General features: G+C 71.3%; 20 protein-coding genes. 5 read left to right on the forward strand and 15 right to left on the reverse strand.

Annotated elements, in window-relative coordinates:
• Positions 1–52 precede the first annotated feature (52 nt).
• The 7 genes from RT051_RS00105 to RT051_RS00135 form a co-directional block, all read right to left on the reverse strand.
• The gene (locus RT051_RS00105) at positions 53–535 is read right to left on the reverse strand and encodes a hypothetical protein (RefSeq protein ID WP_313069607.1); all 483 of its coding nucleotides are present in this window, start codon (positions 533–535) and stop codon (positions 53–55) included.
• 123 nt (positions 536–658) lie between these two features.
• A complete protein-coding gene (locus RT051_RS00110; protein ID WP_313069610.1) occupies positions 659–1312 on the reverse strand; it encodes a histidine phosphatase family protein in 654 nt (217 codons plus the stop codon).
• 40 nt (positions 1313–1352) lie between these two features.
• A complete protein-coding gene (locus tag RT051_RS00115; RefSeq protein ID WP_313069612.1) occupies positions 1353–1979 on the reverse strand; it encodes a DUF4136 domain-containing protein in 627 nt (208 codons plus the stop codon).
• Between the two features lie 162 nt (positions 1980–2141).
• Complete coding sequence (ttcA, locus tag RT051_RS00120; protein ID WP_313069615.1) at positions 2142–3098, reverse strand: tRNA 2-thiocytidine(32) synthetase TtcA; 957 nt, start codon at positions 3096–3098, stop codon at positions 2142–2144.
• A gap of 113 nt (positions 3099–3211) precedes the next feature.
• Positions 3212–3607, reverse strand: coding sequence for a dihydroneopterin aldolase (locus tag RT051_RS00125; RefSeq protein ID WP_313069618.1), 396 nt, complete (start codon positions 3605–3607; stop codon positions 3212–3214).
• 15 nt (positions 3608–3622) lie between these two features.
• The gene (locus RT051_RS00130; RefSeq protein ID WP_313069621.1) at positions 3623–4036 is read right to left on the reverse strand and encodes a dihydroneopterin aldolase; all 414 of its coding nucleotides are present in this window, start codon (positions 4034–4036) and stop codon (positions 3623–3625) included.
• Positions 4033–4848: an SDR family oxidoreductase gene (locus tag RT051_RS00135; RefSeq protein WP_313069624.1), complete on the reverse strand. Its 816-nt coding sequence runs from the start codon at positions 4846–4848 to the stop codon at positions 4033–4035. Before RT051_RS00135 ends, RT051_RS00130 begins: the two co-directional genes overlap by 4 nt.
• A gap of 143 nt (positions 4849–4991) precedes the next feature.
• On the opposite strand from RT051_RS00135, the gene RT051_RS00140 reads away from it, so the two are divergent.
• From RT051_RS00140 to RT051_RS00150, 3 genes are all read left to right on the forward strand, one after another.
• Positions 4992–6077: a class I SAM-dependent methyltransferase gene (locus RT051_RS00140; protein WP_313069627.1), complete on the forward strand. Its 1086-nt coding sequence runs from the start codon at positions 4992–4994 to the stop codon at positions 6075–6077.
• A gap of 385 nt (positions 6078–6462) precedes the next feature.
• Positions 6463–6657 carry a DUF2905 domain-containing protein gene (locus RT051_RS00145; protein WP_313069630.1) on the forward strand — a complete coding sequence of 65 codons (195 nt, stop codon included), beginning with the start codon at positions 6463–6465 and terminating at the stop codon, positions 6655–6657.
• Between the two features lie 117 nt (positions 6658–6774).
• Entirely contained in the window at positions 6775–7773 is a 999-nt protein-coding gene (locus RT051_RS00150) for an ROK family protein (RefSeq protein ID WP_313069632.1), read from the forward strand.
• Positions 7774–7808: 35 nt separating this feature from the next.
• On the opposite strand, the gene RT051_RS00155 is transcribed toward RT051_RS00150, so the two are convergent.
• The 3 genes from RT051_RS00155 to otsB all read right to left on the reverse strand — a co-directional run bounded on the left by RT051_RS00155 (position 7809) and on the right by otsB (position 11979).
• Positions 7809–9242: a trehalose-6-phosphate synthase gene (locus tag RT051_RS00155; protein ID WP_313069635.1), complete on the reverse strand. Its 1434-nt coding sequence runs from the start codon at positions 9240–9242 to the stop codon at positions 7809–7811.
• 143 nt (positions 9243–9385) lie between these two features.
• Complete coding sequence (locus RT051_RS00160; RefSeq protein WP_313069637.1) at positions 9386–11215, reverse strand: glycoside hydrolase family 15 protein; 1830 nt, start codon at positions 11213–11215, stop codon at positions 9386–9388.
• Complete coding sequence (gene otsB / locus RT051_RS00165; protein WP_313069640.1) at positions 11212–11979, reverse strand: trehalose-phosphatase; 768 nt, start codon at positions 11977–11979, stop codon at positions 11212–11214. The genes RT051_RS00160 and otsB overlap by 4 nt, the downstream gene beginning before the upstream one ends.
• Before the next feature lie 177 nt (positions 11980–12156).
• Here otsB and trxC point away from each other — a divergent pair, with 177 nt between their 5' ends.
• Positions 12157–12636, forward strand: coding sequence for a thioredoxin TrxC (gene trxC, locus RT051_RS00170; protein WP_313069644.1), 480 nt, complete (start codon positions 12157–12159; stop codon positions 12634–12636).
• Positions 12637–12643: 7 nt separating this feature from the next.
• On the opposite strand, the gene RT051_RS00175 is transcribed toward trxC, so the two are convergent.
• The 3 genes from RT051_RS00175 to RT051_RS00185 form a co-directional block, all read right to left on the reverse strand.
• Entirely contained in the window at positions 12644–13885 is a 1242-nt protein-coding gene (locus tag RT051_RS00175; protein WP_313069651.1) for a multifunctional CCA addition/repair protein, read from the reverse strand.
• A 14-nt stretch (positions 13886–13899) separates the two neighbouring features.
• The gene (locus RT051_RS00180) at positions 13900–14586 is read right to left on the reverse strand and encodes a glutathione S-transferase family protein (RefSeq protein WP_313069656.1); all 687 of its coding nucleotides are present in this window, start codon (positions 14584–14586) and stop codon (positions 13900–13902) included.
• 125 nt (positions 14587–14711) lie between these two features.
• Positions 14712–15284 carry a 5-formyltetrahydrofolate cyclo-ligase gene (locus tag RT051_RS00185; RefSeq protein ID WP_313069658.1) on the reverse strand — a complete coding sequence of 191 codons (573 nt, stop codon included), beginning with the start codon at positions 15282–15284 and terminating at the stop codon, positions 14712–14714.
• Between the two features lie 125 nt (positions 15285–15409).
• On the opposite strand from RT051_RS00185, the gene RT051_RS00190 reads away from it, so the two are divergent.
• Entirely contained in the window at positions 15410–17416 is a 2007-nt protein-coding gene (locus tag RT051_RS00190) for a transglycosylase SLT domain-containing protein (protein WP_313069661.1), read from the forward strand.
• 753 nt (positions 17417–18169) lie between these two features.
• On the opposite strand, the gene RT051_RS00195 is transcribed toward RT051_RS00190, so the two are convergent.
• Together RT051_RS00195 and RT051_RS00200 are read right to left on the reverse strand one after the other, a co-directional pair.
• Entirely contained in the window at positions 18170–18853 is a 684-nt protein-coding gene (locus RT051_RS00195) for a Fe2+-dependent dioxygenase (RefSeq protein WP_313069664.1), read from the reverse strand.
• Positions 18847–19980, reverse strand: coding sequence for an alpha-hydroxy acid oxidase (locus RT051_RS00200; RefSeq protein WP_313069667.1), 1134 nt, complete (start codon positions 19978–19980; stop codon positions 18847–18849). Before RT051_RS00200 ends, RT051_RS00195 begins: the two co-directional genes overlap by 7 nt.
• Between the last annotated feature and the right edge of the window lie 55 nt (positions 19981–20035).

The following is a 20035-nucleotide window of genomic DNA, read 5'->3' on the forward strand; positions in this document are numbered from 1 at the left end:
GGCGCCGGCGGCCCTCGGGCGGGGCCGGGCGCTGCCGCGCCTCAGGGCCGATTTACAGGCCGTCGCCGTCGGAATCGCCAGGCACGGCGCGCTCGACGCGGTCGCTTAGGCGCTGCCATGCATCGCGCGAAGCCGGGCGGGCACGTTCCCAGTCCAGCGACGAGCGGCCGCGCGCGGTCTGCCAGTCGCGTGCCAGGTCGGGCTCGACGTCATCGAACGTGCGGCCGGGGTACCTGGAGTACGAATTGACGCCGTAGCCATAGGCTGGGCCGTAGTCGTCGTAGCTGGCGCCGCTGGCGTAGGGACGGCTGGCATAGTTGTCGCGCCAATAGCTGTCCTCGAGGGCTGGGTCGACCTTGGCTGCGCCGTTGCCGGCCATGGCGCCGATCACGGCGCCTGCCGCCGCTCCCACCACGGCGCCCACCGGGCCGGTCATGCCGCCTACGGCGGCACCAGCGGCGGCACCGCCCGCCACGCCACCAGCCACACCGCCCAGGGCGGCGCCCATACCGGTCGCTGTCGTCTTGTCGCTCATATCGAACTCCTGCAAGTTGGGGTTGAGGGAGGAGTCATGCTAGGAGCGCTGGCCAGCAGCGCCGTGCAGGACACTGCCCAGCAGTGGCGTCGGCGCGCGCAGGCAGCCGGCCTGTCCCGCGATTCACGCATGCAGCTCCTCGCGCCCTGCGCCTCCTTCCAGGTGCCCGGTGTCGCCCCAGCCCACCAGCGTCAGCCCACCCGGTGTCCACAGCAGCCGGTTGATGGCCGCGTTGCCCAGCGACCAGGTGCGCGGGGCCTGCAGCTCCAGGCGGGTGGCCAGGCGGTAGAGGATGTCGAGCACGCCGCCGTGCGCCACCAGCACGATCTGGCCGCCGGCATGGCGCGCGGCCAGGGCGTGCACGGCCGCCTCGACGCGGCTGCGCAGCATGGTGAGCGATTCGCCCGCGCCACCGGGCACGAAATCGGGGTCGCGGCGGCGCCAGCGCAGGGCGTCCCCGGGCAATTCCTGCTCGATCTGCCGGAATGTGCGGCCTTCGAAGCTGCCGAAGCCGCGCTCGCGCAGGCCGGTCTCCGGGCGCAAGGGCGCGCCCGTGGCCACGGCGATGGCCTGGGCGGTGGCAAAGGCCCGCTGCAGGTCGCTGCTGTAGATGGCGGCGATGGCCTCGCCGGCCAGTGCCCGACCGGCCTGGCGCGCCTGCCACAGGCCGGTGTCGTTGAGGGCGATGTCCAGATGGCCCTGGATGCGGGTGTCCACGTTCCAGGCCGTTTCGCCGTGGCGGATGGCGATGATGCGGGTGGCGTCGTAAGGCTGCATCGAACCATTGTGGGTCAACCGGAACATCCGGGAGTGGACGCTAGCGCGGCGGCAGAACCTCGGTGCGCACGCGCCGCGCGGGGGCCGGGGGCTGGGGAAAGCCGCTCAGCGCCTGGTCGAACAGGATGCCGTAGATGGCCGGGTCGCTGGTCCAGACGTCCTCGTAGGTGGCCGAGGTTTCATAGACCACCTGCTGGGTGGCGGCGTTGCGCAGCACCAGCGTCACGCGGCGGTGGTAGAGCGTGGGTGGCGCGTCCATGATCCAGCCCGTGCCGAAGCCCACTCCCAGGCCGCGCCCACCCCAGCCCAGGCCCCAGCCGAAACGGCCGTAGAACGGGTCGTTGGCGTAGTACGGCCAGTGCCGGGGCACGGTGTAGCCGCCCTCGGCGCCGATCTGCGCGATCAGGCTGGGCCGCGCGTCGTCGCGGCGCAGGCCGACGCGCGCCAATGCCCGGTCGGCCTCGGCCTCGATGGCGACGGCCGCCTCGGGCTGGGCCTGTTGCGACGGCAGGCGCTCGATGCGGTAGGTGGGCGGGCTGGGCAGCGCAGCCAGCGCGGTGTAGCTGCGCACGTCGCTTTCCACCAGGCGTGGGCCGGCGCAGGCGGTGAGCAGCAGGGCCGCGCAGACCAGCGCGGCGCGGGGCAGGAAGCGGTTCAGTTCGGGCATGGCGCGGGCTCCTTGGCCTGCCATGCTAGCCGGCGCACCCCCGCGCGGTGCCGGACGACGCGCCGCATGTGTGTACGCGCAGGAAGGTGGATCGGCTTTTTTCAAGGTAAAAGCGGAAAATTCGGCGCCAGTCAACGGTTCATTGCTATTTAAAACGAAGCATCAACCAATCTGCACCACCTGCATGCCGGGCAGGCCGGGCAGGGCCGGGAACTCCTCGTGGTCGAAGGCCGTGTCCCCGTCCGGGCTGGCAATGCCGGTGGCGCGGGCGTTCTGGAAGTCATGCAGCTTCGGGTCCATCATGTGCGTGGTCACCACGTGGCCCATGGCGCGCAGCATGCTTTCGATGCGGCCGGGGAACTTCTTGTCCCACTCGCGCAGCATTTCGTTCACGGCCACGCGCTGCAGGCCGTCCTGGCTGCCGCACAGGTTGCACGGGATGATGGGGAACTGCTGGTATTGCGCCCAGCGCGCCGTGTCTTTCTCGGGCACGTAGCACAGCGGGCGGATCACCACGTGCTTGCCGTCGTCGCTGACCAGCTTTGGCGGCATGCCCTTCATGCGCCCGCCGTAGAACATGTTGAGCATCAGCGTGGCCACGATGTCGTCGCGGTGGTGGCCCAGGGCAATCTTTGTGGCACCCAGCTCGTCTGCCACCTTGTACAGGATGGCGCGGCGCAGGCGCGAGCACAGGCTGCAGGTGGTCTTGCCCTCGGGCACCACGCGCTTGACGACGCTGTAGGTGTCCTGGTTCTCGATGTGAAACTCCACCCCGATGCTCTTGAAGTAGTCGGGCAGCACGTGCTCGGGAAAGCCGGGCTGCTTCTGGTCCAGGTTCACGGCGACGATGCTGAAATGGACCGGCGCGCGCTTTTGCAGCTTGCGCAGGATGTCCAGCAGGGTGTAGCTGTCCTTGCCGCCGGACATGCAGACCATGACCCGGTCGCCTTCCTCGATCATGTTGAAGTCGATGATGGCGCGGCCCACTTCGCGGCACAGGCGCTTTTCCAGCTTGTGCGCCTCGCGCTCTATCTTGGGCCTGGCCGGGGCGGCAGCGGGGTCGGTCGGGGTGGCGGGCGCTTCTTCGGCGACCCAGGAGGATTCGGTCACGGCGTTCATGGCAGGCGGTGAAGGTGAAACTGCAGGCAGGGCGCGATTGTCCGTGCAAGCTCGGGCGTTGGCTGCAGCATGGGCTTTGCGGGAGGCGATGCGGGGTGTGCAGGCCGCCGCGCTCACCACTGCCCGGACTCGACGCGGATGGCCACTTCGCAGTCGTCGAAGATCTCCAGCTTGGCAATCCTGATGCGCACGCCCAGCACCCCGGGCAGCTGCATCAGCCGCGCGGCCAGCTTGCCAATCAGGCTCTCGAGCAGGTTGACGTGCTCGACCTGGCACTCGTCGATGATGATCTGGCGCACCTTGCGGTAGTCGAGCACGTGCAGGATGTCGTCGTCGGGCGGGTGCAGGGGCTGACAGCCCAGGTTCAGCTCGGCATCGACCTGGATGGGCTGGGGGGCGGTCTTCTCATGGGCCAGCAGGCCCAGGTTGGCGGCAAAGCGCAGGCCGGTCAGGGCCAGCACCTGCTGCCCCTGGGCGGCTGCGCCGGGAAGGGTTGGGGAAGAGGTCACGATGGGATTGGGGTTTCACCAGGGTTTGATGCAGACCCGCTCGACCCCGACAGAGGCGCTGTCGGGATAGATGTCGGGCTTGCGGGTGGCGACCCGCACGGCATGCACGGCGTCCTGCTGCAGCAGGCGCTGCGCGATGGCGTCGCACAGCGTCTCCTGCAACTCGTGGTGGCGCGTACCCACCTCGCGCGCCACGGTCTCGCGGATGAAGTCGTAGTCCAGCGTCTCGGCCAGCTCGTCGCGCGCGGCCGGCGCATGGTCGAGCTTGACGCACAGGTCGATGTCGAACCACAGGCGCTGCGGCGCCTGCCGCTCGTGGGCGTGCACGCCGATGCGCACGGGCACCTCGTGGCGGCGCAGGCTCAGCGCCCGGCAGTGCGTGGCCAGGCGCGCGTCGATGGCGCCGAAGGCGAGCAGGATGGAGTTCACGCCGGCCCCCCGTCAGCCTCTGGCCCGTCGATGGCCCACATCACGTCGCGTGCCAGGGGCACCAGGTGCTGGCCGTTGTCGGCCTGCAGGGTGCAGCCGTTCAGGCTGGCGTTGCCCGCCAGGAACACAGCGCAGCGCGCCACGTCGGCCGGCTCGATGCGCCGGCGCAGCAGGTTGACGCGGCTGGCCCGCTCGAAGTTGTCCTGCGTCTGCGGCCCGCTCAGGTAGATCAATCCGGGCGAAAGCCCGCACACCCGCACATGCGGCGCCAGGGCCTGCGCCTGCAGCGCCACGCTGCGCTCCAGGGCCAGCTTGCTGACGGTGTAGGAAAAGTAGTCGGGGTTGAGGTTGTGCACCTTCTGGTCGAGCACGTGGATCACGCTGTGGTCGCCGCCGCCATCCGGCTGCGCCCGCGCGCCCAGCCAGCGGGCCAGGGCATTGCCCAGCAGCAGCGGCGCGGCGGTGTTGGTCATGAAATGCCCGCGCAGGGTGGCGGCACTGGCCGAGGCCGCGTCGTCGGCCTCGAAGACGGAGGCGTTGTTGACGATGCAGCGCGGCGCCGTGCCGGCCAGCGCCAGGCATTGCGCGAACAGCGTGTCGGCGCCATCGTCGAGCGCCAGGTCGGCCTGCACGGTCAGGCATTCGGCGCCGCGCTCGCGCACGGCCGCCTGCGTGCGTTCGGCCTCGCGGGCGGAGCTGCGGTAGTGGCACAGCACGCTCCAGCCGGCGTCGGCAAAGGCCAGGGCGATCTCGCGGCCCAGCCGCACCGCCGCGCCGGTGACCAGCACCCAGGGCGATGCGCGCCCGCTCATGGCCGCGCTCCGGCCCGCCCCGCGCGTGCCAGGGCGGCCCCTACAATGGCCCGGGCGCCGTGGGCGCGCCCGGAAAACGAATCAAAAGGGTTGCTCATGCGTTCGAGGACGGGCACGCGAGCCGGCGCCCTGAAACGCGAATTATGACCACCCCCGCCAATCCCCTGGACCCGCTGATCCGCCGGGCCATCGCCGAGTCCGGCGGCTGGCTGCCGTTCGATCGCTTCATGCAGCTGGCGCTGTACGCACCGGGCCTGGGCTACTACGCCAACGCCTCGCGCAAGTTCGGCGCGCTGCCCGACAGCGGCAGCGACTTCATCACCGCGCCCGAACTCTCGCCGGTGTTCGGCCGCCTGCTGGCCGTACAGGTCGGCCAGGCGCTGGAGGCCACCGGCACCGACGAGGTCTGGGAGTTCGGCGCCGGCAGCGGCGCCCTGGCCGCACAGCTGCTCGCGGCTCTGGACGGGCGGGTGCGCCGCTACACCATCGTGGATGTCTCGGGCAGCCTGCGCGCGCGCCAGCAGGAGCGCCTGGCCGCCTGGGGCAGCCAAGTGCAGTGGGTGGACCGCCTGCCACAGGCCATCGAGGGCGTGGTTGTCGGCAACGAGGTGCTGGACGCCATGCCGGTGCAGCTGCTGCACCGCCGCGCGGGCCAGTGGCACGAACGCGGCGTGGCCGTGGACGAAGCCGGCGCCCTTGCCTGGCGCGACCGGCCGACGCTGCTGCGCCCGCCCGTGGAGGTGGCGGGCGAGCACGACTACCTGACCGAAATCCACCCGCAGGCCGAGGGTTTCATGCGCACCCTGGCCGCGCACCTGGCGCGCGGCGCGGCGTTTCTCATCGACTACGGCTTTCCCGAGGCCGAGTACTACCACCCCCAGCGCGACATGGGCACGCTGGTGTGCCACCGGGCGCACCGGGTCGATTCCGACCCGCTGACGGACGTGGGGCTCAAGGACATCACCGCGCACGTGAACTTCACCGCCATGGCGCTGGCGGCACAGGACGCGGGGATGCAAGTGCTGGGCTATACGAGCCAGGGACACTTTCTGATCAACTGCGGTTTGCTATCGGAACTGGAGCAATTGGACGAAGCGCGGCGGGGGCAGGCGGCGAAATTGGTCATGGAGCATGAGATGGGGGAGCTGTTCAAGGTGCTGGCGGTGGGGGTGGGAGGGGACTGGGGGGCGTTGGGGTTTGAGCGGGGGGACAGGACGGGGCGGCTTTGATTGTTTTGTTGCGCTTCGTTCAAACAACCGCAGCGAGTCAGTTCACGAAGCATGCTCGCTGCGCGTGCATGCCACCCCGCCAGCGCCTCGCCACAGGCGCAGGATTAATGGGTAAGCGGCCATGACTCGGGCCAACGCTTCGCTCGGCCTGGGAAGGGGAAGGGTACATGGCGCACGGCAGCCGGTTTTCACTCCCTCCTCCTCCTCTGGGGGAGGGTGGGGGTGGGGGCCGGCTGGTGCTGCAACGCGCGGCTGGCGGCCAACTGCGTCAGATTCAGCGGGCGCGGCGCGCCGCTCACGCTGCGCCGTTGCGCGTGATTGGGTGGAACACTTCGATGTGGCGCAGGCGCATGGCGGACGATTATGGGCATCTACACTCGCCGCCATGCTGCGCTGGCTGATCGTCGTTTTCCTGGCCCTGGTGCTGATCGAGGGGCTGGCGCCCTGGCTGCGCCGCCTGGGGCTGGGGCGGCTGCCGGGGGACTTTCGCTTCCGGCTGTTCGGGCGCGAGTGGTCGGTGCCGCTGGCCAGCACCGTGCTGCTGAGCGTGCTGCTGACGTTGCTGGTCAAGTGGTTGTAAGGCTTTTTGTCGTTTCGCCCAGCATTGGCGCGGGCTTGCAGCTATCAAATTTATGTAACTGCATCTGGTGGCGACGGCTGACAGCGCCGGCCGGCGCCAGCCGCCATGATCGCGCCCATGGCTGAGACTGCTCCTCCTTCGCCCGCGGCCGCCTGGCACGCCGGGATCGACATCGGCGGCACCAAGGTGGCCGTCTGCCTGGCGCGCGCCGCGCCCGCCGGGGGCGACCCGCCCGAGCTGGTGCAGCGGCTGGCGGCGCCCACGGTCAGAACCGGCGCGGTGGATGCGCTGGCGCGCCAGGTGCTCGGCCTGCTGGAGGACGCCTGCGCCCGCCAGGGCGTGGAGCGCGGCGCCCTGGCCGGCGTGGGCGTGTCCTCGTGCGGGCCCTTCGTGCGCCGCGGCGGCGCCATCGAGGTGGCCAACCCCAACATCTGCGGCGGCCTGGCCGGCGCCGCCGGGCCCCGGGCGCTGGACAACGACTGGCGCGAGGTGCCGCTGCAGGCGCCGCTGGCCGAGGCGCTGGGCGGCGTGCCGCTGCGCATCGCCAACGACGCCGTCGCCGCTCTGGAGGCCGAGCGCCGCTGGGGGGCGCTGGCGGGCATCGACGACTGCGCCTATGTCACCTGGAGCACCGGGGTGGGCGTGGGCCTGTGCGTGGACGGGCGCGTGCTCGGGGGCAAGAACGGCAACGCCGGGCACGCCGGGCACAGCTTCGTGGGCGACGTGCCCGGCCCGGCGCCGCTGTGCGGCTGCGGCAACCGGGGCGACGTGGAGTCGCTCGTGGGCGGCGGCCTGCTGCCCGCGCGGCTGGGGGTGCGCGCGCCCGCGCTGCTGCAGGCCGCGGGCCGGGGCGACGCGGCCGCGCTGGCACAGGTGCGGCAGCTGTGCTGCCTCATGGGGCGGCTGCTCTACAACCTGGTGGCCACGCTCGACCTGGAGCGCATCAGCCTGGGGGGCGCGGTGTTCCTGCACCACCAGGCGCTGCTGCTGCCCCTGCTGCGCGAGCAGGTGCAGCAGTACTTTCCCGCGCTCACGCAGGGCGTGCAGCTGGTGCCTGCGGGCCTGGGGCCGCAGGTGGCGGACTACGCGGCGCTGGCGCTGCTGCCGAAGGGGTAGGGGGCACCGGCCAGCGCTGCGCCGAAATCATCCCCTCACCCCGGCTCTCCCCCCGGAGGGGGCGAGGGGGTGAAGAGCGTGGACGGGTCATTGGCCTCATGGCCCTGCAGGGCCTGCAGGAAACTGCGCCGCCACCAGTGCACGTCGTGCTCGCGCGTGTGGGTGAGCAAGCGGGCATGGCGCTGCTGGCGCTCCTCCAGCGGCATGTGCAGGGCGGTCTGGATGGCGTCGGCCATGCTTTCCCGGTCGTAGGGGTTGACCAGCAGCGCGTCCTTGAGCTGCTCGGCCGCGCCAGCGAAGCGCGACAGCACCAGCACGCCGGGGTCGGCTGGGTCTTGCGAGACCACGTACTCCTTGGCCACCAGGTTCATGCCGTCGCGCAGCGGCGTCACCAGCCCCACGCGCGCGGCGCGGCACAGGCCGGGCACGCGCCGGCGCGCCACGATGCGGTGGATGTAGCGCAGCGGCATCCAGTCCAGGTCGCCATAGTCGCCATTGATGGCGCCGCACAGGCCCTCCAGCTCCTGGCGCAGGTCGGTGTAGGCCATCACGTCGTCGCGCGAGGGCGAGGCGATCATGATCAGCGTCGCGCTGTGCCGGTTCTCTGGGTACTTCTCCAGCAGCTGCCGGAAGGCGCGCACGCGCTGCGGGATGCCCTTGGAGTAGTCCAGCCGGTCGATGCCCAGCAGCAGCTGGCGGCGCGCGTATTCGGCGCGCAGCGCCTCGCAGGTCTGCACGGCCTCGCTGGCGCGGCCCAGGCGCTCGAACTCCTGCACGTCGATGCCGATCGGGAAGGCCCCCACGCGCAGCTCGCGGCTGAAGGCGGCCAGGCGGCCGTCGCCCAGGTCCTCGGCGCCCGCTTCATTGATCATGTAGCGGCGAAAGTGCGCCACGTCGGCCTCGCTCTGCAGGCCCACCAGGTCGTAGGCGAAGAAGGCGCGCATCAGCCACTCGTGCTGCGGCAGCGCGGCCAGCAGGAGCGGCGGCGGCACGGGGATGTGCAGAAAGAAGCCGATGCGCTGGCGGCAGCCCAGGGAGCGCAGCTCGGCGGCCAGGGGGATCAGGTGGTAGTCATGCACCCAGATGATGTCGTCGTCCTGCAGCAGCGGCAGCAGCTTGGCGGCGAACATGCGGTTGACGCGCCGGTAGCCGTCCAAATAGGCGCCGTGCATGTCCGCCAGGTCCAGCCGGTAATGGAACACCGGCCACAGCACGCTGTTGGAATAGCCCTGGTAGTAGGCCGCGTGGTCCTCTGCCGCCAGGTCGACGGTGGCCAGGGTCACGCGGCCGGCCTGGCGCGTCTGCAGCTGGCATTCGCCGGGCTGGCAGTGCTCGCTGACGACCCCGCTCCAGCCGAACCACAGCCCGCCGGTGCGGCTGAGCGTGTCGCCCAGCGCCACGGCCAGGCCGCCCGCGGCGGGCTTGCGCGGGTCGGCCAGGCGGTTGGAAACGACGACGAGACGACTCATGGCAATTCCTCCTGGATGTTGTTCGTATGCCCTCGCGACCCCTCAAGCGCCGCGCATCGCCCCTGCGTCCAGCACCCGCGCAACGCAAGGCGCGAACCGCCGTGCAAGGGCCGCCCCGCCGCAGGCGCTCAGGGGGTTGTTCTCTATATGACGCTGTCCCACGGCGCAGACAGGCGCATGGCGGCGTTGATCACGCCCACCATCGAGTACGTCTGCGGGAAGTTGCCCCACATCTCGCCGGTGGTGGCGTGCGTGTCCTCGGACAGCAGGCCCAGCGGGTTGCGCACCGCCAGCATGGCCTCGAAGATCTCGCGCGCCTGCTCCTTGCGGCCCACGCGCGCCAGCGCGTCGATGCGCCAGAAAGTGCAGATGTTGAAAGACGTCTCGGGCTTGCCGAAGTCGTCGGCCGCCTCGTAGCGGCGCATGAAGGGGCCGTCGCACAGCACCTCCTCCATCACGTCCAGCGTGCGGATGAAGCGCTCGTCGCGTGCGTCGACCAGCCCGACCTCGGCCATGAGCAGGATGCTGGCGTCCAGCTCGCGCCCGCCAAAGCTCTCGGCGAACACTCCGCGCTCGGCGTTCCACGACCGGGTCAGGATCTCGTCGCCCATGCGCTGCGCGTGCCCGCGCCAGTAGGCGGCGCGCTCGGGCAGCTGCAGCGCCAGGGCTATTTTTGCCAGCCGGTCGCAGGCCGCCCAGCTCATCAGCGCCGACGAGGTGTGGATGCGCGCGCGCGTCCTGAGCTCCCACATGCCCGCGTCCGGCGTGCCATAGACCTGCACCGCCAGCTCGCCGATGTGCTCCAGGCGCGCGAACTCGGCCGGGCCCGAGGGCTGCAGCAGCCGCTGGTCGTGAAAGGCCTGGGCCGAGCCCAGGATGATGTTGCCGTACACGTCGTGCTGGAAGTGCTCGGCCGCCTGGTTGCCCACGCGCACCGGGCCCATGCCGCGGTAGCCCTCCAGGTGCGCCATGATGGATTCGGGCAGCTGGTGCTCCTGGCCGATGCCGTAGAGCGGCTGGATGTGGCCCTCGCCCGCCTTGACCACGATGTTGGCCAGCCAGCGCAGGTAGTCCTCCATGGTGCCGACCTCCGACAGGCTGTTGAGCGCGCGCACCACGAAGAAGGCGTCGCGCAGCCAGCAGTAGCGGTAGTCCCAGTTGCGCCCGCTGTGGGCAGATTCCGGGATGCTGGTGGTCATGGCGGCGACGATGGCGCCCGTGTCCTCGAACAGGCTCATCTTGAGCGTGATGGCCGCGCGGATCACCGCCTGCTGCCACTCCAGCGGCAGGTGCAGGCGCGCGCTCCAGTGCTTCCAGTAGCCGATGGTCTCCTGCTCCCAGTAGCGCGCGGTGTCGGCGATGCCCTCGCTCAAGGTCTCGTCGGCGCCCAGGATGAAGTTGTGCTCGCGCGCGACGATGAAGGACTCGCCCGAGAGCACGTAGGTCACCGGCACATCGGTGGTCAGGCGCAAGGTGAGCGCGCCGCCCACGTAGCGCACGTGGTGGCTGCCGCGCGTGATGGTCGGCTCGCTCTGGCCCCAGTCGTAGCGCACCCGCAGGCACACGCGCACGCGCGGCGAGCCGCGCACGGGCCGGATGCGGCGCACCAGCGTCACCGGCCTGAAAAAACGCGAGCGCGCATGAAAGCGCGGGCAGAAGTCGGTCACCTCCAGGCAGTTGCCGGCACTGTCGGTGAGGCGGGTGCGCAGCACGGCGGTGTTGGGCTCATACCACTGCTCGCTGCTGGCGAAGTCCTCCAGGGCGATGGCAAAGCGTCCGGCGTCCTCACCCGGGTGGATCAGGGCGTTGAAGACCGGGTCGCCATCGAAGCGCGGCAGGCAGCTCCAGACGATGCTGCCCTGGCCATCGACCAGGGCGCTGATGGTGCAGTTGCCGATCATGCCCAGGGCGAGCGAGGGCTGGCGGGTGCTGGCCTCGGTGGCCAGGGCGGTGGGGTGGTCCGGGGTGCTCATCGGGCGGTCTCCGCGGTGGGGGCGAGCGTCCGGGCGGCGGTGTGCAGCCAGGCGCGCACGGCCGGGGGCGAGTCCAGGCGGGCGCGCGCCGCGCTGCCGCCCGCGCCCACCTTGACGCCCAGCCCGCCCAGGGCCTGCACGGCGGCAAAGCCGGCCTCGTCGGTCACGTCGTCGCCCACGAACAGCGGCACGCGCCCGGCAAAGGGCGGCTCGTGCATCAGGCGCTCGATCGCCCGGCCCTTGCTGGCGCCGGCGGGCTTGACCTCATAGACGCACTTGCCGGCCATCAGCTCCAGGCCGGGGTGGCCGGCCAGTGCCTGCTCCAGCGTCTGGCGGCACAGGGCCTGCAGCTCGGGCGCGTGGCGGTAGTGCAGGGCGATGGCGGCGTTTTTCTCCTCCAGCAGCAGGGCCGGGTGCTGCCGGGCCAGCGCCCGCAGGGCCGGGCGCACGGCGGCCAGGGCGGCGCTGTCGGTCGAAGGAGTGGACGGGGCGGAATCCGGCGCCGTGCCCGCCGGGTGCAGCCGCGCGCCATGCTCGCAGGCCAGGGGCAGGGCCAGGCCGGCGAAATGGGGGGCAATGCTGGCGTGGGCGCGGCCGGTCACGATGGCCAGGGCGCCGCCGAGCGCCTGCTGCAATGCGCGCAGGTCCTGCAGCGTGCCGCGGGGCAGCGTGACCTGGTGCGGCTGCTCGGCGATGTCGGCCAGGGTGCCATCGAAATCCAGAAACAGGGCGTGTCGGGATGTGAGGGTTGGTTCTGAAAACATCGGCCCGGAGCATGGCAGCTGCGGCTGGGCCGGCCTGTAGGCCGGGGGCCATAAAGCGCGCAGCCCGGGCGCGAGGCCATTGCGTGTGGTTGGAGCGCGGTTGAAAACCCCGGGCCGAATCCGCAGGTGCGGGCCTGTACCCCGGCTTATCGCACCGCACGGAAAGAAAGGACTGCCATGAACCCGAACACCTCCGCCGCCGGCCAGGCCGCCGCCCGGGCGAGCGGCGACGCGCTGCACGTCGTCTGCCCGCACTGCCACACCACCAACCGCGTGCGCCGCGACCAGCTCGGCTCGGCGCCCGACTGCGGCAGCTGCCACCAGCCGCTGTTTGCCGGCGAGCCGGTGGCGCTGGACGGCGCGAGCTTCGACAAGCACATCGGCCGCAGCCAGCTGCCCGTGGTGGTGGACTTCTGGGCGCCCTGGTGCGGGCCTTGCCGGCAGATGGCGCCGGCCTTTGCCCAGGCCGCGCGCGAGCTCGAACCCCAGGCGCGCCTGGCCAAGCTCGATACCGAGGCCCAGCCGCAGGTAGCCGGGCGCTACGGCATCCGCAGCATTCCGACCATGATCGTTTTTCGCGGCGGGCAGGAGGTGGCGCGCATCTCGGGCGCGCTGCCGGCCGGGGAGATCGTGCGCTGGGTGCGCTCGGTGGTGTAGGGGCAGGTCAGCCTTGAGCCAGCCAGGCGGCCAGGGCCTGTTCGCGTGCGCGGCGTATCCATTCGCCCACCTGCGGGCCGCGCGCGCCGCGCGCTGCCGCCTCGGCGGCCACGTCGGCGGTGGGCACGGCCAGGGCCTGTTCCAGCGCGGCGGCCAGGCGCGGGCGCTGGGGGTAGGGCCGCTCCTGCAGTCCCAGGCGGCCGCGCGCGTCGCACTCGCAGGCCAGCAGCACGTCGGCAAAGCGCCGGGGCTTGCGCAGCGCGTCGCAGCGCTCCAGCAGGCGCAGCAGGGCGGCGGCGCCCAGTGACCCGCTGCGGTGGATGTTGCCGTGCTCGCGCGCGACCACGTCGGCCGTCTCGCGGCAGTCGGTGGGCACGCGCAGGCGCTCGCACACGCCCTTGAGCAGCCTGGCACTGCGCTGCTCGTGGCCGATGTGGCGCGGCAGTACGTCGGCCGGTGTCGTGCCCTTGCCCAGGTCGTGCGTCAGGCAGGCAAAGCGCACCGCCAGCGGGGCCTGCAGGCGCGCGGCCATGTCCAGCACCATCAGCAGGTGGGCGCCGGTGTCCACCTCGGGGTGGTGGTCGGCGCGCTGGGGCACGCCCCACAGGCGGTCCACCTCGGGCAGCAGCACGGCCAGGGCGCCGCAGGCGCGCAGCACCTCCAGCATGCGCGACGGCGTCGCCTCCATCAGGCCGCGCGACAGCTCCTGCCAGACGCGCTCGGGCACCAAGTGGTCGGCCTCGCCGCTGTCCACCATCTCGCGCATCAGCCGCAGGGTCTCGGGCGCGACCGAGAAGTCGGCAAAGCGCGCGGCAAAGCGCGCCACGCGCAGGATGCGCACCGGGTCCTCGCGGAAGGCGTCGGTGACGTGGCGCAGCACGCGCGCGCGCAGGTCGGCTGCGCCGTTGTAGGGGTCGAAAACGGCTTCAGCCGGCGTCCATCCAGGGCTTGCAGCTATCGCGTTGATAGTGAGGTCACGCCGCGCCAGGTCTTCTTCGAGCGTGACCTCGGGCGAGGCGTGCACGACAAAGCCCCGGTAGCCGCGCCCGCTCTTCCTCTCGGTGCGCGCCAGGGCGTATTCCTCGTGTGTCTCGGGGTGCAGGAAGACGGGAAAGTCACGCCCCACGGGCACGAAGCCGCGCGCCGTCATGTCCTCGGGCGTGGCGCCCACGACCAGCCAGTCGCGGTCGCCCGCGGGCAGGCCCAGCAGCCGGTCGCGCACGGCGCCCCCGACCAGGTAGATCTGCATGCCGGTGGGCCCCTTCAGCCGCGCGCGAGGCGGTAGGGCTCCTCGAACTCGCGGAAGTCCTGCTCGGCCAGGGCCGCGTCGGTCCAGGCGCGCACGCCCGGCAGCTCGAGCACGCGCTGCACGTAGGCGGCGATCGGCTCGGGCAGCGGCAGGCCGTAGGTCACCAGGCGCGTGCACACGGGGGCGTAGAAGGCGTCGGCGATGCTGAACGGGCCAAACAGCAGGGGCCCGCCGTGCTGCGCGAGCAGCTCGCCCCACATCTGCACCAGGCGCTGCACGTCGGCGCGCACGGCGGGCCGGTCGCGCCACAGGAGGCCCCCGACCTCGGGCAGGCGCGCCTCGATGTTGGTCGGGCAGGCGCTGCGCAGCGCCGCAAAGCCGCTGTGCATCTCGGCCACCACGCTGCGGGCGCGGGCGCGCGCGGCGCGGTCGGCGGGCCACAGCTGCTTGTCCGGATGCGTCTCGGCCAGGTATTCGGCGATCGCCAGCGTGTCCCAGATGACCAGCTCGCCATCGACCAGCACCGGCACCTTGCCCGTGGGCGAGACAGCCTGCAGCTGGCGCTTGAACTGCGAGCCCGGCTCGAAGCTGTCAAAGCGCACGGGCACCTCGTCGAAGGCGATGTCCGCCTGGCGCATCAGCACCCAGGCGCGCATGGACCAGGAGGAATAGTTCTTGTTGCCGATGTAGAGCTGGGGCATGGCACGGACCTCCGCAGGTTTGCTACTGTTGTGATAGCTGGTTGTCCAGGAATGGCAAAGGTTTCAAGGAAAAAAAACCTTGAAACCTTTGCGCTGTATGGACGGGCAGCTATGGTTTTCGCAGATCACACGGGCCAGACCACGCCGTTGTCGTTCAGGATGGCGTCCAGCGGCAGGTCGTGCGGCTCGGGCTCGAACTCGTCCAGGTAGCCGGCCGTGTAGCCCAGGCCCACGGTGACGGGCCGCGGCTGCAGCGTGGCGAGCGTGCGGTCGTAGAAGCCGCCACCATAGCCCAGCCGGTAGCCGCCCGGCCCGTAGCCCACGCATGGGACGAGCAGCAGTGTGGGCATCAGCGCCTCGGTGTCCTTGGGCTTGGGGATGCCGTAGGCGTCCTCCTCCATGGGGCAGCCCGGGTACCAGGCGTGGAAGGTGAGCGTCTTGTGCTGCTTGTTGACCACCGGCAGGCCGATGCGCCGGCGCAGCGGCTCGCCCTGTAACTCGCCATCCTCCTTCCAGCGGTGCAGCGCGGGCAGCGGATCGAACTCGCCCTTGATGGGCCAGTAGGCGCCGATCACGGTGTGCGGCTTGTCCACCAGCCAGATGCGCAGCACCCGCTGCAATCGCTCGGCGCGTGCCAGCCGGTCGGGCAATTGCAGGCGTTGATTCACCAGCGCGCGGCGCAAGGCTGCTTTGTCCATCACATAATTTCCAGATGTTTCAATGCGCGCCCGGGACCGGGCGCAACCGCTTGGGAAGGGGCCAGGTCTCTCCCAGGCGCATTCTCTCCCCGGTGGGGAGGATTTCGGGCCGGAGTTTGTTTTAGATGAAAAAGTGTTTCAAGCTTTTGACACCGCTGCTGCTGGCCGTCGCCCTGGGCAGCGCCGCCACGACGGTTCAGGCGCAGGGCGCGGCCTCTGCCACAGCCGATGAGGCAGTGCTCGAGATGCAGAAGGCCTTTCGCCGCGGCGACAAGGCGCGCCTGGCGCAGCTGCTGCCGGCCACGCACGGCCACCCCCTGGAGCCCTGGGCCGCCTACTGGGAGCTGCGCGCGCGGCTCGACGAGGCCCAGCCGGCCGAGGTGCAGGCCTTCCTGCACCAGTGGGCCGGCACCTACCAGGAGGACCGCCTGCGCAACGACTGGCTGCTGCTGCTGGGCCAGCGGCGCGACTGGCTGCGCTTTGCCGAGCTGCACCCGGCCTTTCGCATGCAGGACGACCGCGAGGTGCGCTGCTACGACTTGACCGTGCGGCACCTGCAGGGCGGGGCGGCGGCGCAGGCCGCGGGCGACGGCGCCGAGGTGCTGCGCAACTGGATGGCCCAGCGCGACGCCGATGACGGCTGCGCCTACGCCGCCGGCGAGATGCTGGCCGCCGGCAAGATCAAGCCCCTGGACGTGTGGCGCAAGGCGCGGCTGGGCGCCGAGGCCGGGCGCCCGCGCGCCGCGCGCCAGGCCGTGGCCCTGGTCGCGCCCGAGGCCCTGACGCCGCTGGCGCAGGCCCTGGCCAGCCCGGCCAAGTACCTGGCCGCCCGCGCCACCGCCGCCGGCCGCGAGCGCCAGGAGCTGGTGGCGCTGGCGCTGATCCGCATGGCTCAGTCGGACGCCGCAGGCGCGGCGCGGCTGCTGGAGTCCAAGTGGGGCGTGCACCTGTCGGCCGAGGAACGCAACTGGGTCTGGGGCGTGATCGGCAAGCAGGCGGCGCTGTCGCTGTCGCCCGAGGCGCTCGCCTACTTCGCCCGCGCCAGCCGCGACGCCGACCTGACCGACGACATGCTGGCCTGGAAGACGCGCGCCGCGCTGCGCGCCGGCCAGTGGAAGGTGGTGGCCCGAAGCATCGACGCCATGAGCGAGGCCGCGCGCGAGGACCCGGCCTGGACGTACTGGCGCGCCCGCGCCTGGATGAGCGACCGCCCCGGCGACGAGCAGCGCGCCCACGCGCGCCGGCTCTACGAGCGCATCGCCGGCACCACGGGTTTCTATGAGCAGCTGGCGCTGGAGGAGCTGGGCGCGGCCGTGGCGCTGCCGCCCGCGCCCGCGCCGCTCACGGCCGAGGAGCGCGCCGCCGCGCGCGCCAACCCGGGCCTGAATCGCGGCCTGTACGCCATCGCCCTGGGCCTGCGCAGCGAGGGCGTGCGCGAGTGGAACTACACCACCAACCTGCACAGCCCCGGCGGCATGGGCGAGCGCGAGCTGCTGGCCGCGGCCGACTTCGCCTGCCAGCAGCACGTCTGGGACCGCTGCATCAACACCAGCGAGCGCACGCGCACCAGCATCGACATGGCGCAGCGCTTTCCGACGCCGTTCCGCCAGGCGGTGCTGGAGCGCACGCGCACCATCGGGCTCGACCCGGCCTATGTCTATGGCCTGATCCGCCAGGAGAGCCGCTTCATCATGGACGCGCGCTCGGGCGTGGGCGCCTCGGGGCTGATGCAGGTCATGCCCGCCACGGCGCGCTGGACGGCCCGCAAGATCGGCCTGACGGACTTCACCCCCGAGCAGATCAACGACCGGGATACCAACATCGCCATCGGCACGGCGTACCTCAAGCTGGCGCTGGACGATTTCCAGGGCTCCATGCCCCTGGCCGCCGCCGCCTACAACGCCGGCCCGGGCCGGCCGCGCAACTGGCGCAACGGCCCGGTGCTGGACGCCGCCATCTGGGCCGAGAACGTGCCCTTTGCCGAGACGCGCGATTACGTGAAGAAGGTGCTGGCCAATACGGTGAACTACGCGGCATTGCTGACGGGGCAGCCGCAGTCGCTCAAGGGGCGGCTGGGGATGGTGGGGCCCCGGGTGGCGGTGGGGGAGGATCCGAGCAAGGATTTGCCTTGATTATTTGATAGCTGGTTGTCGTTGGCTGGTGCGGGGCTAGGCTGGTTTTGATGTTGTTGGGGTTGTTTTGGGTGCGGGGGCCGGGACTCGCCCCGGCGGGCGACTTACTTTCTTGTCGCGCGACAAGAAAGTAAGCAAAGAAGCGCGCCCCCGCTGCCCGTATCCCCAACGCTGCGCGTTGGGGCAGCCTGCGGTGCTCGGGCGGTCGGCGGTGCTGCGGAACTCACTACGCGCTCGGTGAGCGCTTCGTTCGGACAACCGCAGCAAGCTAGAGGTGGATGCGCGTGTGCCTGCGGCTCACGCGCCCGCCGCCCGCCCTGTGCTCCTCGGTACGGGCAAAGGGGGGTTGGAGGGGCGAGTCGGGCCGACGCTTCGCTCGGCCTCGCATTTCAGCCCATCTGGGCGTGTTCTTTCCCTTCCCCTCTCTCTTTCTTTCTTACTCCCTCCCCCTCTGGGGGAGGGCAGGGGTGGGGGCCAGCCGCGCTGCGCCCTGCAGCCTCGGGCAGTAGAACCAGCCGGCCCCCACCCCTGCCCTCCCCCAGAGGGGGAGGGAGTGAAAGCCGGCTGCCGTACGTCCCTTCCCCACGCCAGGCCGAGCGAAGCGTCGGCCCGAACCGTCCCCGCTTGCCCCCCTTCAATCCTGCGCCAGCGCCTCGACACAGGTTGCCCCCACGCCCAAAACAACCCCAACAAAAAAAACAGCAAAAACAGCAAAAAACCCGCACCAGCTAACGACATTCAGCTATCAAAACCTCACCCCCGCACCCACCGCCGCAACAGGTTGTGATAAACCCCCGTCAACTGCACCAGCCGCATGTCATCCGCCGCCAGCACCGGCGTGAGCTGCTGGATGGACTGGTCCAGGTCGAACAGCAGGGTGCGCTCGGCCTCGTCGGCGACCAGGCTTTCGATCCAGAAGAACGAGGCCACGCGCGCGCCGCTCGTCACCGGGGTCACGCGGTGCAGGCTGCTGGAGGGGTACAACACCATGTCCCCGGCGGCCAGCTTCACGGTCTGCACGCCAAACGGGCCCTCCACCTCCAGCTCGCCGCCCTCGTACTCCTCGGGCTCGGCCAGGAACAGCGTGGCCGACAGGTCGGTACGCATCTGCTGGCTGCTGCCGGGCAGGAACATGAGGGCGCTGTCCACGTGGGCGCCGTAGGTGCCGCCGCCGGCGTAGCGGTTGAATTTGGGCGGATAGATGGTGCGCGGCAGCGCCGCCGAGAGAAACAGTGGCGTGCCCGCCAGCCGGCGCAGGATGCGCTGGCCCAGGCGCGTGCACAGCTCGCTGCCGTCCTGCAGCTGCTGGTTGCGCTTGACGCTTTTGGCCAGCGTGCCGGCGGTGGCGGCGCCGTCGTGCCAGTCGGCGGCATCGAGTTCGGCGCGGAAGGCGCGCACTTCCGTTTTGGTCAGTACCTGGTCGATGGAGATCAGCATGCAGGGGCCTCAAACGGTGGAAGGCAGGGGCAGGGGCAGGGCAGCAGCGCCCCGGGTGTGATGTCGGCCAGGGTGGCGCAGCCGGCCTGGGCCATGCAGGCGTGCAGCTCCTCGGCCAGCAGCGTGAGCATGTGCGCGACGCCCAGGGCGCCGGCCGCCGCCAGGGCGTAGAACTGCAGCCGGCCGACGAGCACGGCGTCGGCGCCCAGCGCCAGGGCCTTGAAGGCGTCCTGGCCGCTGCGGATGCCGCTGTCGAGCAGCAGCGGGCAGTCCGCGCCCACGGCGGCGCGCACGGCGGGCAGCAGGGCCAGGCTGGCGGGCGCGCCGTCCAGGCTGCGCCCGCCGTGGTTGGAGACGATCAGACCGGCCGCGCCGGCGGCGCGCAGGGCGCGCGCGTCGTCCGGGTGCAGCACGCCCTTGACCCAGACGGGCAGGCGCGTGGCCGACAGCAGCCAGTCGAGGTCGCACCGGGTGGGGGCGTGGCGCATGGCGCCCTGGAAGATGCGGCTGTCGCCCGGCGCCAGGGGCGTCGGCGCGGAGGGTGCGTAGCCCGTCAGGTTGGCGGCCAGGCACTCGGGCGGCAGCACGAAGCCGGCCGCCAGGGCGCTGCGGCTGGCCAGCTGGATGCTGGCGTCCAGCGTCAGCACGATGGCCTGGTAGCCGGCGGCTTCGGCGCGCGCCAGCAGGTCCAGCGTGTGTGCGCGCTCGGGCTGCAGGTAGAGCTGGAACCAGCGTGGCCCCTGGCCCGCCGCCTGCGCGATGGCTTCGAGGGGCGTGGACGAGAGGGTGCTGGCGACCAGGCAGGTGTCGGTGGCCTCGGCGGCGCGCGCGGTGGCGACCTCGGCGTCGGGGTGCGCCAGGCGCTGGTGCGCCACCGGGGCCAGCAGGAAGGGGTGGAGGAACGGCTGGCCGTTCAAGGCCAGGCGCGTGTGGCCGCCGCGCACGTCGCGCAGCAGGCGCGGCAGCACGGCCCAGGAGTCGAAGGCGGCGCGGTTGGCGGCCACCGTGCGGTCCCAGCCGCAGCCACCGGCGATGTAGGCCAGGCGATCGGCCGGCAGGTGCTGCGCGGCCAGCCGTTCGTAGTCGATGGCGTTGTGGATGCCGGGCGGGATGCGTTCAGGCGGCATGGGTGAAGGGTTTTGCTCCCTCGCCCCCTTGGGGGAGAGGGCAGGGCTGAGGGGG

Origin of the sequence: Melaminivora sp. (genome assembly GCF_032059615.1) — a bacterium.
In the GTDB taxonomy this organism is placed as follows: Bacteria; Pseudomonadota; Gammaproteobacteria; order Burkholderiales; family Burkholderiaceae_C; genus Melaminivora.

Excerpts from the sequence above, each read along its gene's own strand:
- RT051_RS00105 (WP_313069607.1), bottom strand. The coding sequence starts at position 535 with ATGAGCGACAAGACGACAGCGACCGGTATGGGCGCCGCCCTGGGCGGT.
- RT051_RS00110 (WP_313069610.1), bottom strand. The coding sequence starts at position 1,312 with ATGCAGCCTTACGACGCCACCCGCATCATCGCCATCCGCCACGGCGAA.
- RT051_RS00115 (WP_313069612.1), bottom strand. The coding sequence starts at position 1,979 with ATGCCCGAACTGAACCGCTTCCTGCCCCGCGCCGCGCTGGTCTGCGCG.
- ttcA (WP_313069615.1), bottom strand. The coding sequence starts at position 3,098 with ATGAACGCCGTGACCGAATCCTCCTGGGTCGCCGAAGAAGCGCCCGCC.
- RT051_RS00135 (WP_313069624.1), bottom strand. The coding sequence starts at position 4,848 with ATGAGCGGGCGCGCATCGCCCTGGGTGCTGGTCACCGGCGCGGCGGTG.
- RT051_RS00140 (WP_313069627.1), top strand. The coding sequence starts at position 4,992 with ATGACCACCCCCGCCAATCCCCTGGACCCGCTGATCCGCCGGGCCATC.
- RT051_RS00145 (WP_313069630.1), top strand. The coding sequence starts at position 6,463 with ATGCTGCGCTGGCTGATCGTCGTTTTCCTGGCCCTGGTGCTGATCGAG.
- RT051_RS00150 (WP_313069632.1), top strand. The coding sequence starts at position 6,775 with ATGGCTGAGACTGCTCCTCCTTCGCCCGCGGCCGCCTGGCACGCCGGG.
- RT051_RS00155 (WP_313069635.1), bottom strand. The coding sequence starts at position 9,242 with ATGAGTCGTCTCGTCGTCGTTTCCAACCGCCTGGCCGACCCGCGCAAG.
- RT051_RS00160 (WP_313069637.1), bottom strand. The coding sequence starts at position 11,215 with ATGAGCACCCCGGACCACCCCACCGCCCTGGCCACCGAGGCCAGCACC.
- otsB (WP_313069640.1), bottom strand. The coding sequence starts at position 11,979 with ATGTTTTCAGAACCAACCCTCACATCCCGACACGCCCTGTTTCTGGAT.
- trxC (WP_313069644.1), top strand. The coding sequence starts at position 12,157 with ATGAACCCGAACACCTCCGCCGCCGGCCAGGCCGCCGCCCGGGCGAGC.
- RT051_RS00175 (WP_313069651.1), bottom strand. The coding sequence starts at position 13,885 with ATGCAGATCTACCTGGTCGGGGGCGCCGTGCGCGACCGGCTGCTGGGC.
- RT051_RS00180 (WP_313069656.1), bottom strand. The coding sequence starts at position 14,586 with ATGCCCCAGCTCTACATCGGCAACAAGAACTATTCCTCCTGGTCCATG.
- RT051_RS00185 (WP_313069658.1), bottom strand. The coding sequence starts at position 15,284 with ATGGACAAAGCAGCCTTGCGCCGCGCGCTGGTGAATCAACGCCTGCAA.
- RT051_RS00190 (WP_313069661.1), top strand. The coding sequence starts at position 15,410 with ATGAAAAAGTGTTTCAAGCTTTTGACACCGCTGCTGCTGGCCGTCGCC.
- RT051_RS00195 (WP_313069664.1), bottom strand. The coding sequence starts at position 18,853 with ATGCTGATCTCCATCGACCAGGTACTGACCAAAACGGAAGTGCGCGCC.
- RT051_RS00200 (WP_313069667.1), bottom strand. The coding sequence starts at position 19,980 with ATGCCGCCTGAACGCATCCCGCCCGGCATCCACAACGCCATCGACTAC.